Below are 12,813 nucleotides of genomic sequence, written 5' to 3' on the forward strand. Positions count from 1 at the left end.
GGTCGGGTCTCTTGTGTGCTCAGGATGGCACCTTGTGCCGCCGCCGCACGCTTTCGGGGCGGCCGGGCAGGGCGAGCCTCGCGTCGTTGCGCGCCTGCCTTGAGACCACCTTGCCCTTGGAGATCACGCAGAGCCGGTCGGGCCGCAACCGCAGCGCCTCGATCGGGTCGCCCGCGTCGAGCACCACCAGCGAGGCCATGTTGCCGACCGCCAGCCCGTAATCCTGAAGGTGGAGGATCTTCGCGTTCTCCTCGGTCACCATGGTGAAGCAGCGCGCCATCTCCTGCGGCGAGGTCATCTGCGCCACGTGCAGCCCCATGAAGGCCACGTCGAGCATGTCTCCGGTGCCCAGCGAATACCACGGGTCGCGCACGCAGTCCTGCCCCCAGCCGACGCGGATGCCCATGGCCTGCATCTCCTTCACGCGGGTGAGGCCCCGGCGCTTGGGGTAGCTGTCGTGCCGTCCCTGCAGGGTGATGTTGATCAGCGGGTTGGGGATGGCTGAGATTTCGGCCTCCGCGATCAGGGGCAGAAGCTTGGACACGTAATAGTTGTCCATGGAATGCATGGAGGTCAGGTGGCTGCCCGCGACGCGGCCCTGCAAGCCGAGCCGCTGGGTCTCGAAGGCGAGGGCCTCAATGTGGCGCGACAGCGGGTCATCCGTCTCGTCGCAATGGATGTCGACCAGCAGGCCGCGCTCGGCGGCGATCTCGCAGAGCTCCTTCAGCGCGGTCGCGCCATCCGCCATGGTGCGCTCGAAATGCGGAATGCCGCCGACCACGCCGACGCCCATGTCGAGCGCGCGGATCAGGTTCTCGCGCCCCGTGGGCGTGCGCAGGAAGCCGTCCTGCGGGAAGGCGACGAGCTGCAGGTCGAGGTAGGGCTTCACCCGCTCCTGCACTTCCAGCATGGCGGTGACGGTGTTGAGGTGGTCGGGCGTGGTGTCGACATGGCTGCGGATCGCCAGAAGGCCCAGCGAGACCGCCCAGTCGCAATACTCCAGCGCCCGTGCGACCATCTCGTCGACCGTCGCCTCTTCACGCAGCTCGCCCCAGAGGTCGATGCCCTCGAGCAGCGTGCCGCTCGCGTTGATCCGCGGCGTGCCGTAGCTGAGCGTCGCGTCCATGTGGAAATGCGGATCGACGAAGGGCGGGGCGACGAGGTCGCCCGCGGCGTCGATGGTCTCGCCCGCCTCGGAGCCCGTCAGGTTGCCGATGGCGGTGATGCGCTCGCCGGTGATGCCGATGTCGGTGATGGTCCCGTCCGGCAGGGTGCCGCCGGTGACGAGGATGTCGAAAGTGGCCATTCAGCGCTCTCCGCGGTTGAAGGGGGTCATCAGCGCCGCGGGCACCTCGGCCCGGCGCGACATGAGGATAAGGGCGAGGATCGACAACACGCAGGGGATCATCAGGAAGACCTGATACGGCACGAGCTGACCCATGGGCGTCTGCTGCAGGCGGATCTGCAGCGCGTCGAAGCCCGCGAACAGAAGCGCACCGAGCAGCGCCTTGCCGGGCCTCCACGCGCCGAAGACCACCAGCGCGATACAGATCCAGCCGCGGCCGTTGACCATCTCGAAGAAGAAGGACGAGAAGGCCGACATGGTGAGGAACGCGCCGCCCACGGCCATCAGCCCCGAGCCGACGATGACGGCCCCCATGCGGATCGCGGCGACCGAGAGCCCCTGCGCCTCGACCGCCTGCGGGTTCTCCCCGGCGGCGCGCACTGCCAGCCCCAGCGGCGTGCGGTAGAGCACCAACGCCACCAGCGCGGCGCAGGCGAAGGCAGCCCATGTCAGCGCGGTCTGCGAGAAGAGCGCCTGCCCAAGCCAGGGGAGGTCCGAGAGCACCGGGATGTGCAGCGGCTGGAAAGGGTCGATGCGCGGCGGGCTGGTGACCTCGGGCAGGGCGAGGCGGTAGGCGTAATAGGCCGACGATGTGGCCAGCATGGTGATACCGAGGCCGACCACATGCTGCGACAGGCCGAAGGGCACGGTGAGCAGCGCGTGCAGCGCGCCAAAGGCCATGCCCGCCAGCAGCGCGACCAGCACGCCGGGCCAGAGCCCCAGCCCCGCGTAGACCGCCATCCAGCCGGCGAAGGCGCCGAAGACCATGATCCCCTCGATGCCGAGATTGAGCACGCCCGCGCGCTCGCAGATCAGCTCTCCGAGGGTGGCGAAGATCAATGGCGAGGCGATGCGCAGCACCGCGGCCCAGAAGCTGGCGGAGATGAGAATGTCGACGATCTCGGTCATCCGCGCACCACCCGGACTTTCGTGAGCAGGATCGCCAGCACCATGAACAGGAGCGCCGTGGCGAGCAGGATGTCAGCGATATAGGTCGGCACCCCCGCGGCGCGCGACATGCTGTCGGCACCGACGAAGATGCCTGCCACGAAGAGCGCCGAGACGACGACCCCCAGCGGATGCAAGAGGGCCAGCATGGCGACGACGATGCCGGTGTAGCCGAAGCCCGGAGAGAGATCGGCGGTGAGGTTGCCCTTCAGCCCCGCGACCTCGGAGAAGCCCGCCAGCGCCGCGAGCCCGCCGGAGATGAGCGCGGTCTTGATTAGCACCCGGCCCACCGGGATGCCCGCGAAGCGCGCGGCCTCGGCGTTGAGGCCAGTGGCGCGGATCTCGTAGCCGAGCGTTGTGCGGGTCTGCAGGACCCAGACGCCTAGCGCCGAGAGCAGCGCCAGCGCGAAGCCCCAGTGCAGCCGCAGCCCCTCGATGATCCGCGGCAGGCGCGCATCCTTGGGCAGGGCGGGCGACTTGGGCCAGCCCATGCCCATCGGGTCCTTCAGCGGCCCCTCGAGCAGGTAGGAGATGAACAGCGCCATGATGAAGTTGAGGAGCAGCGTCGTGACGACCTCGTCGACGCCGAGGCGGGTCTTCAGCAGCACCGGCCCGAGCAGCACCAGCGCGCCCGCAAGCACCGCACCGAGCGCCATCAGCGGCAGCGCTAGGGGCCCCGGCAGGCCGAGCTGCGTGCCGATCACCACGGTGACCAGCGCCCCCGCGTAGAGCTGCGCCTCGGCGCCGATGTTCCAGAGCCGGGCGCGAAAGGCCACCGAGACGGCGAGCCCGGTGAAAATCAGCGGCGTGGCGCGGTTGAGGGTTTCCAGCAGCGCGAATTTCGTGCCCGCGGCGCCTTTCACGATGAGGCCCAGCGTGGCGAGCGGCTCGGCCCCGGCGACGAGCGCGAGGCCCATGGCGACGAGCACCGTGGCGCCGAGCGCCAGTGCCGGCAGGCCCAATCTGCGGGCGGGCGAGGGGGAGGTGATGGGATCAAGGCGCATGGGGTGCTCTGGCGGGCCGTGCCCTTGCCCCGGCGGCGGTGCGGGCGGAGGGCGCGGGATATGCGTATTTGGAAAGAGAAGAGGGGCGGCGGGTCTTGTCAGGCGGCATCAGGCACCCCCTGGCCGGCCATCCACTGGCCCAGCTCGGCGGGGGTCTTGCTGCCGCGCGGGAATTCCGGCGAGAGCCGGCCCTCGCAGATCACCCGCACCACGTCCGAGAGCGTCAGCACCTCGTCGAGATCCTCGGAGATCAGCAGCACCGCGGCACCGGCGTCGCGGGCGGCGATGAGGCGCTCCTGCACATAGGTGACCGCGCCGATGTCGAGGCCGCGGACCGGCTGGTTGGCGAGGATGATCATCGGTTGCGCCTCGAGCACCCGGCCGAGGATCAGCTTTTGCATGTTGCCGCCCGAGAGCAGGCGGATGCGGGTCTCGGGGCCGGGGCAGCGGACGTCGTAGGCCTTTATGACCTGCTCGGCGGCGCGGCGGGCGGCGGACCAGTCGATCCAGCCCCGGCGCGCAACGGGCGGCTCGGCGTAGCGCTCGAGCACGGCGTTCTCGGTCAGGGTGAAATCGGCGATGGTGCCGGTCCTGTGGCGGTCCTCGGGGATGCGCCCGATGCGGGCGGCCAGCGCCGCGCGCGGGGACCAATGGCTGATCTCGGTCCCGGCCAGTTCCATGCTGCCCGCGCTGGGCGTCTCGAGGCCCGAGATGAGGTCGGCGAGCGCGCCCTGACCGTTGCCGGAGACCCCGGCGAGGCCCAGAATCTGCCCGGCCCTCAGTTCAAGGTCGACGCCGCGCAGCCCGGTGCGGTTGCCGCGGGCCGGGGTGGAGACGGTCTTCAGCTTCAGCAAAGTGGCGCCGGGGCGGGCCTCGGTGGGGGCGGGGGGCGTGATCTCGGTGCCGACCATCAGCTCGGCGAGTTGGGGGCGGTCGGTTTCGGCGGTGGCCACCTCGCCGACCAGCCTGCCATGACGCAGCACCAGAACGCGGGAGGAGACCGCCATGACCTCGTGCAGCTTGTGGCTGATGAAGATCACCGACAGCCCCTGCGCCACCGCGCGGCGCAGCGTGTCGAAGAGCGCGGCGCTTTCCTGTGGGGTGAGTACGGCGGTGGGCTCGTCGAGGATCAGGATGCGGGCCTCGCGGTAGAGCGCTTTCAGGATCTCGACCCGCTGCCGCTCGCCCACCGAGAGCGTCGCGACACGGGCGTCCGGGTGCACCGCGAGGCCGAAATCGCGCGAGAGCGCCAGCACCCGCCGTCGCGCCGCCGCGCGGCCGCGGCCGACACCCCAGAGCGGCTCGGTGCCGAGCAGGATATTCTCGAGCACGGTCATGTTGCCTGCCAGCGTGAAATGCTGGTGCACCATGCCGACGCCCGCCGCCAGCGCCGCGCCGGGAAGACCGGCGGGCAAGGGCTGGCCGAAGACCTCGACCGTGCCTTCGTCGGCGGTGTAATGGCCGAAGAGGATGTTCATCAGCGTGGTCTTGCCGGCGCCGTTCTCGCCCAAGAGCGCCACGACCTCGCCGCGCGCCAGCGAGAAGCTGATGGCGTCATTCGCCACGAGCACGCCGAAGCGCTTGGTGATGCCGGAAAGGCGCAGGACCACGTCCTGCGCCTCCTTGGTCTCGGTCATTGCCGGTTCCTCACCCGAGTCCTCACGAGGACTTGGGCTCTTCGTCGTTGATCTCGACGGTGAAGGAGCCGTCCTTGATCGCCGCTTCCTTCGCTGCCACCAGCTCGAGTGCCTCTTGCGGGACCTTGCCCTCGAAGGTGCCGAGCGGGGCGAGCGCGCAGCCGCCTTCCTTCATGAAGCTGTAGGTGCCGTAGTTCTCGGCCGAGAAGCTGCCGTCGCCGACCTTTTCCAGCGCTGCCGCGAGCGTCGGGCCGAAGTCCCAGAGCGCCGAGGCGACCACGGTCTCGGGGTAGTCGGCCTGCGTGTCGATGACGTTGCCGATCGCCAGCACGCCCTTTTCCTGCGCCGCGTCCGAGACGCCGAAGCGCTCGGCGTAAAGCAGGTCGGCGCCGTTCTCGATCATCGCGAAGGCGGTTTCCTTGGCCTTGGGCGGGTCGAACCAGGAACCGATGAAGCTGACCTGGAAGGTGGCCTCGGGCTTCACCTCGCGCACGCCGGCCATGAAGGCATGCATGAGCCGGTTCACCTCGGGGATCGGGAAGCCGCCGACCATGCCGATGTTGCCGGTCTCGCTCATCGCGCCGGCGATGATGCCCGAAAGATACGAGGCGTCCTGGATGTAGTTGTCGAAAACGCCGAGGTTCGGATAGGCCTCGTCGGGCATGAAGCTCGAGCCCATGAGGAAGGCGGTCTCGGGGTAGTCGAGCACCACCTCGCGGGCCTCTTGCTCGACGCCGAAGATCTCGCCGACGATGAGCTGCGCGCCGCTTTCCGCGTATTCCCGCATGACGCGGGGATAGTCGGTGTTGGCGGTGTTCTCGGAGTAGGTGTAGCTGATCAGCCCCGCGGCCTTGGCGGCCTCGGCGGCGACGTGGATGCGGCTGACCCATTGCTGCTCGACCGGCACCGTGTAGATGCCCGCCACGCTGATCGGGCCCTGCGCCATCAGCTTGCCGGCGAGCCCGGTGCTGGCCAGCGCGGCAAGTCCGCCGGTGCTCTTCAGCAGTCCGCGCCGGGTCAGCATCCCGGCCTGTGTGTTGCGTGCCATCCGTCTGTCCTTTTCCATCCCTGTTGGTTTTCTGTGAATTTTTTACCAAGCGGTAAGGATTGCGGCGATTCGAGGCAATTGCCCTTGCCGCTGGCCGAGCGATTTTTGCCCATAAGGCAGGCACCGAAGGGCCAGGTGCCCAGGCGATGGGCATGTTCCGCGGGGCGGCGGTCTGGAGCCGTGTCAGGGCAAGGGTCTGCGTCGCCCCCGGCGGCCCGCCCGCTGCGCGGTCTCCAGAGATATTCACGCCTAGAAGAAGGGGGAATGCCGCGCGGTGCTGGGGCGTTGGCGCGAACAGGCTTGCCAGGGGGCTTGCGGCTGCGCAACCCTTGGTTGGGGGGAGGCTGCGCGGGGTCCGAAAGGGAGCCGCATAGGAGGGCGCATGAGTCTCTTTGCCGATCTACTGAGCACGATTTTCGATCGCCGCGCCGATGCCGCGCCGCGCCTGCGCCGCGATCCGCGTGCGCTGCCGGAACTGGTGAAAGAACTGCTGGAGGCGCGCAGCGAGACCGTTGCGGCGGTGCTCGCGCGCCATGTGATGCAGCGCTACGACGGCATGACGGCGGCCGAGAAGTTCGAGGCCTTTCGCGGGCTCGCCGCGCTCAACGTCGATGCAGAGGCGGTGCGGGCAGCGTTGGGGGCTTATGAGGCCGAACCCTCGGGGCGGAGCTACCGCGCCTTCATGGCCGCCGCCGAGCCGCCGCGCGCCGAGCTTCTGCGGCGGCTCAACATGGTGCCCGGCGCGACCGAGCGGCTTGTGCGGATGCGCGCCGACCTGCTGCGGCTGGGACGCGGCGAGCCCGAGCTGGAGGCGCTGGACGAGGACTTCCGGCACCTTTTCAAGAGCTGGTTCAACCGCGGTTTCCTGGTGCTGCGGCCGATCAGCTGGGAAAGCCCGGCGCATGTGCTGGAGAAGATCATCGCCTATGAGGCGGTGCATGCGATCCAAAGCTGGGACGACCTGCGCCGGCGTCTCGCACCGCCCGACCGGCGCTGCTTCGCCTTCTTCCACCCGGCGATGCCCGACGAGCCGCTGATCTTCGTCGAGGTGGCGCTGACCCGCGGCATTCCGGGGTCGATCCAGGGGCTTCTGGAAGAGCAGCGCGCGCCGCTGGACGAGGCCAGCGCCGATACCGCGGTCTTCTACTCGATCTCGAACTGCCAGCCGGGGCTGGCGGGAATCTCCTTTGGCAATTCGCTGATCAAGCAGGTGGCCTCGGATCTCGCGAGCGCGCTGCCGGGGCTGAAAACCTTTGTCACCCTCTCGCCGATTCCGGGGCTGGTGCGCTGGCTGGAAGAGCAGGGGGTGAGCATCGATCCGGACGATGCCAAGCGGATGAACCAGCTCGCGGCGCATTACCTGCTGACCGCCAAGCGCGGCGACGGCCAGCCGCGAGACCCGGTGGCGCGATTCCACCTCGGCAATGGCGCCATGGTGCACGCGGTCCACGCCGGGGCGGATACCTCGGAGAATGGCCAGCGCCAGTCGGCAGGCGCGATGGTCAACTACCTCTACGATCTCGCGAAGGTCGAGCAGTACCACGACCGTTTCGCGATCAGCGGCGAGGTGATTGCGTCTTCGGCGGTGAAGGCCCTGTCGGCGGGGCGGGAGAAGGCGCAGGCGTGAGGCAGGGCTTGCCGTTCTGCCCGAATTCGGGAATATTTCTCGAAGTAGGGATTCTCTGCCGAGGTTGATCATGTACGATCCTTCCGCCGCGCCTCTCGAGGCATCTTCAGACAGCACCGGCCTGTCGGCCCGGCTGGCGCGGCGCCTTGCCAGCCTGCGCGCCGAGGCGGGGCTGACGCTCGACCAGCTCGCCGAGCGCAGCGGCATCTCGCGCGCCGCGCTGTCGCGCTTCGAAAAGGCCGAGACCAGCCCGACCGCCGAGGTTCTGGGGCGGCTTTGCCTGGCCTACGGGCTGAGCATGTCGCGGCTCATGGCGATGGTCGAAGAGGGCTTCACGGCGCATGTGGCCGCCGCCGAACAGCCGGAGTGGACCGATGAGGTCACGGGGTTCACCCGCCGGGTGGTCTCGCCCGCTGCCACGGGTCTGGCGGCAGAGATGCTGCACTGCGTGCTTCAGCCGGGCGCCGAGATCGCCTATGAGGCGTCGCCGGTGGCGGGGCTCGAGCATCACCTGCACCTGCTCTCGGGCAAGCTGCGGGTCGAGGTCGAGGGCACCGCTTATGAGCTGCTGTCCGGGGACACGCTGCGCTACCGGCTGGAGGGCGCGACGCGCTTCGCGGCGCAGAGCAAGAAGAAGCCGGCGCATTACGTGCTGGTTCTGGTGACGCCATGATCCGCGAGATTCCCGCATCCGGGATCCGCGATCACCTGCGGGATCTGGCGGATATCTTGACCGCCTGCGTCGCGGACGGGGCGAGCGTGGGTTTCGTGATGCCCTTTGCCGCAGAGGAGGCGCTGGCCTTCTGGCAGGGTCTCATTCCCGAAATAGAGAGCGGCGGGCGGATCCTCTTCGGCGCCTTCGAGGGGGAGCGCATGGTCGGCACGGTGTCGCTGGCGCTGGCCGGGATGCCGAACCAGACCCACCGGGCCGAGATCTCGAAGATGCTGGTGCACCCGGCGTTCCGCCGCTGCGGGCTGGCGCGGGCGCTGGTCGAGGCGCTGCTGCTGCGCGCCGGGGGGCTGGGGCGCGATCTGATCACGCTCGACACCCGCACCGGCGACGCGGCGCAGCAGCTTTATGCCTCCTGCGGCTTCCTTCCGGCGGGAGAAATTCCCGGATACGCGCTTGCGCCGGAGGGCGCGGCGCGGCGGGACGCAACGCTTTTCATGTACCGGCAGGGCACGCGGGCAGCCTGATCCGCCCGCCCTTCAGCAGTTCGGCACGTTGACCGCGAGGCCGCCGAGCGAGGTTTCCTTGTACTCGTGCCCCATGTCGCGGCCGGTCTGGCGCATGGTCTCGATGCAGGCGTCGAGCGAGACGAGATGGGTGCCGTCGCCGCGCATCGACAGCGAGGCGGCGGAGACCGCCTTGATCGCGCCAAGCCCGTTGCGCTCGATGCAGGGCACCTGCACGAGGCCCTTCACCGGGTCGCAGGTCATGCCGAGGTGATGCTCGAGCGCGATCTCGGCGGCGTTCTCGATCTGCGCGGGCGTTCCGCCGAGCACGGCGCAGAGCCCCGCGGCCGCCATCGCCGAGGCGCTGCCGACCTCGGCCTGACAGCCCGCCTCGGCGCCGGAGATCGAGGCGTTGTACTTCACCAGCCCGCCGACGGCGGCGGCGGTGAGCAGGAACTCGGGAATGCGCGAGGGGACGGCGCCGGGCACGAAGTCGAGCCAGTAGCGCAGCACGGCGGGCAGCACGCCTGCCGCGCCGTTGGTCGGCGCGGTGACCACCTGTCCGCCGGCGGCGTTCTCCTCGTTCACCGCCATGGCGTAGCAGCTCATCCAGTCGTTGATCACATGCGGCGCGGTCAGGTTGCGGCCACGCTCGGCGACCAGCTGCTCGTAGATGTTGCCGGCGCGGCGCTTCACGTTCAGCCCGCCGGGCAGGATGCCGGCACCGGAAAGACCGCGATCGAGGCAGCCCATCATCACTTCCGACAGGCGCAGCAACCCGGCATCGAGTTCGGCGGCGGGGCGGCGCGAAAGTTCGTTGCGGCGCTTCATCTCGGCGATCGTGAGACCCGAGGTGGCGGCCATCTCGAGCATCTCGGCGGCGCTCTTGAAGGGGAAGGGCACGGCGGGGCCGTGGTCCTTGTCCTCGCCCGAGGTCAGCTCGTCCTCGGTCAGCACGAAGCCGCCGCCGACGGAATAATAGGTCTCCTGCAGGATCACGTCGCCCTGCGCGTCGGTGGCCATCAGGATCATGCCGTTGGCATGGCCGGGCAGGGTGCGGTCATAGTCGAAGCGCAGGTCGGTCTTCGGATCGAACTTCAGAGGTTCCAGGCCCTCGGGGCGGACCATGCCGGTGGCGTCGATCTCGGCCAGCGCCGCCTCGGCTGCCTCGGCGTCGTAGCTTTGTGGCTCGAAGCCGGCGAGGCCGAGGATCGTGGCGCGATCGGTGGCATGGCCGACGCCGGTGAAGGCGAGCGAGCCGTGCAGCGAGCCGCGCAGCCCGGCGGCAGCGAAGGGCGCGGCGCGCAATCGGTCGAGGAAGCGCGCAGCCGCCACCATCGGCCCCATCGTGTGCGACGAGGAGGGGCCGATGCCGACTTTGAACATCTCGAACACGGAAAGGAACATGGCGACCTCGACTCTGCTCTGCGGTTGCGCCGGACCCTAGCCCGGCGCGCGGCGAGATCACATGGATAATTGCGGCATTTCCCGGAAGGAAAACGCTGCGGGAGACGACGATTTTGGCCTATCGCTGCGCCGGGCGATCATCCTATAAGCGCCGCGACATCCGGAAAAAGAGGAATCGCAGCGATGACCGCAGAGCTCTCGCCGACCGATATTGCAAAATTCGTGGCCTCCCGCCGCGCCGCCGATTTCGTCGAGGACGGGATGCGTGTGGGTCTCGGCACCGGCTCCACCGCCGCATGGCTGGTGAAATACCTCGGCCGCCGGGTCCGCGACGAGGGTCTGAAGATCCGCGCCGTGCCGACCTCGACCCGCACCGCCGAGCTGGCGAAACAGGTGGGCATCGAGGTGATCACCCTCGACGAGGCGGGCTGGCTCGACCTGACCATCGACGGCGCCGACGAGTTCGACCCCAAGCTCAACCTGATCAAGGGTGGCGGCGGCGCGCATCTTCAGGAGAAGATCGTGGCCGCGGCCTCGGACCAGATGATCGTCATCGCCGATGCCGCCAAGGACGTGGCGACGCTGGGCGCCTTCCCGCTGCCGCTGGAAGTGATCCGTTTCGGCGGTGCCTCGACCCGGACGCTGGTCGAACGCCTGCTGGCGAAGATGGACGTGGACGGTCGCGAGACCTCGCTGCGCATGGCAGGGGGCGAGCCGTTCCTCACCGATGAGGGCAACCACGTGCTCGATCTGCACCTGAAGCGGATCGGCGACGTGAAGGCGCTGTCGCTGGAGCTGAACCAGATCCCCGGCGTGGTGGAGAACGGGCTCTTCATCGGCATCTGCAACAAGGTTGTGATCGGCTTCGAGGACGGCCGGGCCGAGCTGCGCGACGGCGCGACCGGCGCGGTGAGCGTCACCGAGGTGGATCTTGCGGAGGCGGCCGGCCTGTAAGGGCGCTGCCGACGGCAAGTCATGAGGGCCGCCCGTCCGGGCGGCCTTTTTCGTTCGGCGATCGGCCCGCAAAAACCGCCCGGAATCAAGGCCGCCGGGTGAACGCCGCCGGCCAGCCGCCTCTGGCCTTCCGTAGCGGCCTGTGGTCTACCTCTCGCCCGACAGACTATGAGGCGAGCCATGAGCGATTTCGACTATGATCTTTTTGTCATCGGCGGCGGGTCGGGCGGTGTCCGGGCGGCGCGCGTGGCGGCGGGCGAGACCGGGGCCAAGGTCGCCCTCGCCGAGGAAGACCGCTACGGCGGCACCTGCGTGATCCGCGGCTGCGTGCCCAAGAAGCTGATGGTCTTCGCCTCGGAATACAGCACGGTCGCCGAGGACGCCAAGGGCTACGGCTGGAGCATCGAAGCGGGCAGCTTCGATTGGGGCAGCTTCCAGCAGCGGCTGAATGCCGAACTCGACCGGCTCGAAGGCATCTACCGGAACCTGCTCAAGAACTCCGGTGTCACCTCCTACGACGCCCGTGCCAAGGTGAAGGACGCGCATACGGTCGAGCTTTCGACCGGCGAGACGATCACCGCGAAACACATCCTCATCGCCACCGGCGGCCGCCCGGTGCGCCCCGAGATCCCCAATGCCGATCTGGGGCTGGTGTCGGATGACATTTTCCACCTCGAGACCCTGCCCAAGTCTATTCTGATCGTCGGCGGCGGCTACATCGCCTGCGAGTTCGCCTGCATCCTCAACGGGCTTGGCGTCGAGGTGACGCAATATTATCGCGGCGCGCAGATCCTGCGGGGCTTCGACGAGCAGGCGCGCGGCCTCATCGCCGAGAGCATGATCGAGAACGGCGTGCGGCTTCACTGCGGCACCGACATCCTCGAGATGCGCCGCGCCACCGCCGAAGACCTCGAGGGCAAGGCCAGCGCCGGTGTGTCGATGGGCGCCTCGATGCAGGAGATGCTGGCCGATCACAGCGGCGGCACGCCGGGCGAGGGGCCGATCTTCGTGAAGGGCACCAATGGCGACGTGAAGGTCTACGATCAGGTGTTCTTCGCCACCGGCCGCGCGCCGAATACCGATGACATGGGGCTGGAAGAGGCGGGCGTGAAGCTCGGCCGCAAGGGCGAGATCGTGGTCGATGACTACAGCGCCACCGCGGTGCCGTCGATCTACGCCATTGGCGATGTCACCGACCGGGTGAACCTGACCCCCGTGGCGATCCGCGAGGGCATGGCCTTCGTCGAGACGGTGTTCAAGGACAACCCCACCAAGGTCGACCACGAGCTGATCCCCTCGGCGGTCTTCACCCAGCCCGAGTTCGGCACCATCGGCCTGTCCGAGGAAGAGGCCGCGGAGCAGGAGCCGATCGAGGTCTACGCGACCTCCTTCCGGCCAATGCAGACGGCCTTTGCCGGGCGGCCGGACCGTGTGATGATGAAGCTCGTCGTCTCCAAGGCGACGCGCAAGGTGCTGGGTTGCCACATTGTCGCACCCAATGCGGGCGAGATGATCCAGCTTGCCGGCATCGCGGTCAAGATGGGCGCGACCAAGGAAGATTTCGATCGCACCGTGGCGGTGCACCCCACCATGGCCGAAGAGATGGTCACCATGCGGAACCCTGTGCGCACCGCTTGAAACTGCGGTGTTAATGCACAGGTAGGGGG

Annotated in this window: 11 protein-coding genes; 5 read left to right on the plus strand and 6 right to left on the minus strand. The window is 68.6% G+C overall.

The features are described 5' to 3' along the window. Positions 1-19: 19 nt before the first annotated feature. The 5 genes from IQ782_RS00210 to IQ782_RS00230 all read right to left on the minus strand — a co-directional run bounded on the left by IQ782_RS00210 (position 20) and on the right by IQ782_RS00230 (position 5,982). Positions 20-1,306 carry an amidohydrolase family protein gene (locus IQ782_RS00210; RefSeq protein WP_194132602.1) on the minus strand — a complete coding sequence of 429 codons (1,287 nt, stop codon included), beginning with the start codon at positions 1,304-1,306 and terminating at the stop codon, positions 20-22. Further along, on the minus strand, positions 1,307-2,254 hold the full coding sequence (locus tag IQ782_RS00215) for an ABC transporter permease (RefSeq protein WP_194132603.1): 948 nt from the start codon (positions 2,252-2,254) through the stop codon (positions 1,307-1,309). After that, positions 2,251-3,297: an ABC transporter permease gene (locus IQ782_RS00220; protein WP_194132604.1), complete on the minus strand. Its 1,047-nt coding sequence runs from the start codon at positions 3,295-3,297 to the stop codon at positions 2,251-2,253. Before IQ782_RS00220 ends, IQ782_RS00215 begins: the two co-directional genes overlap by 4 nt. A 98-nt stretch (positions 3,298-3,395) precedes the next feature. Beyond that, on the minus strand, positions 3,396-4,934 hold the full coding sequence (locus tag IQ782_RS00225) for an ABC transporter ATP-binding protein (protein WP_194132605.1): 1,539 nt from the start codon (positions 4,932-4,934) through the stop codon (positions 3,396-3,398). 22 nt (positions 4,935-4,956) lie between these two features. Continuing rightward, entirely contained in the window at positions 4,957-5,982 is a 1,026-nt protein-coding gene (locus IQ782_RS00230; protein ID WP_194132606.1) for a BMP family protein, read from the minus strand. Positions 5,983-6,364: 382 nt separating this feature from the next. On the opposite strand from IQ782_RS00230, the gene IQ782_RS00235 reads away from it, so the two are divergent. From IQ782_RS00235 to IQ782_RS00245, 3 genes are all read left to right on the plus strand, one after another. Beyond that, complete coding sequence (locus IQ782_RS00235; protein WP_194132607.1) at positions 6,365-7,609, plus strand: malonyl-CoA decarboxylase; 1,245 nt, start codon at positions 6,365-6,367, stop codon at positions 7,607-7,609. A gap of 70 nt (positions 7,610-7,679) precedes the next feature. After that, positions 7,680-8,282 (plus strand): helix-turn-helix domain-containing protein, encoded by a 603-nt coding sequence (locus IQ782_RS00240; protein WP_194132608.1) that lies wholly within the window; start codon positions 7,680-7,682, stop codon positions 8,280-8,282. After that, entirely contained in the window at positions 8,279-8,806 is a 528-nt protein-coding gene (locus IQ782_RS00245) for a GNAT family N-acetyltransferase (RefSeq protein WP_194132609.1), read from the plus strand. Before IQ782_RS00240 ends, IQ782_RS00245 begins: the two co-directional genes overlap by 4 nt. 12 nt (positions 8,807-8,818) lie before the next feature. On the opposite strand, the gene IQ782_RS00250 is transcribed toward IQ782_RS00245, so the two are convergent. Beyond that, a complete protein-coding gene (locus IQ782_RS00250; protein WP_194132610.1) occupies positions 8,819-10,192 on the minus strand; it encodes an L-serine ammonia-lyase in 1,374 nt (457 codons plus the stop codon). Positions 10,193-10,375: 183 nt separating this feature from the next. Between IQ782_RS00250 and rpiA the strand changes: the two genes are divergently transcribed. Next, entirely contained in the window at positions 10,376-11,146 is a 771-nt protein-coding gene (gene rpiA / locus IQ782_RS00255) for a ribose-5-phosphate isomerase RpiA (protein ID WP_194132611.1), read from the plus strand. 180 nt (positions 11,147-11,326) lie between these two features. Continuing rightward, positions 11,327-12,784, plus strand: a complete 1,458-nt coding sequence (locus IQ782_RS00260) for an FAD-dependent oxidoreductase (protein WP_194132612.1) — start codon at positions 11,327-11,329, stop codon at positions 12,782-12,784. Positions 12,785-12,813: the final 29 nt, after the last annotated feature.

The sequence above is a fragment of the Salipiger mangrovisoli genome (assembly GCF_015223355.1).
GTDB lineage: Bacteria > Pseudomonadota > Alphaproteobacteria > Rhodobacterales > Rhodobacteraceae > Salipiger > Salipiger mangrovisoli.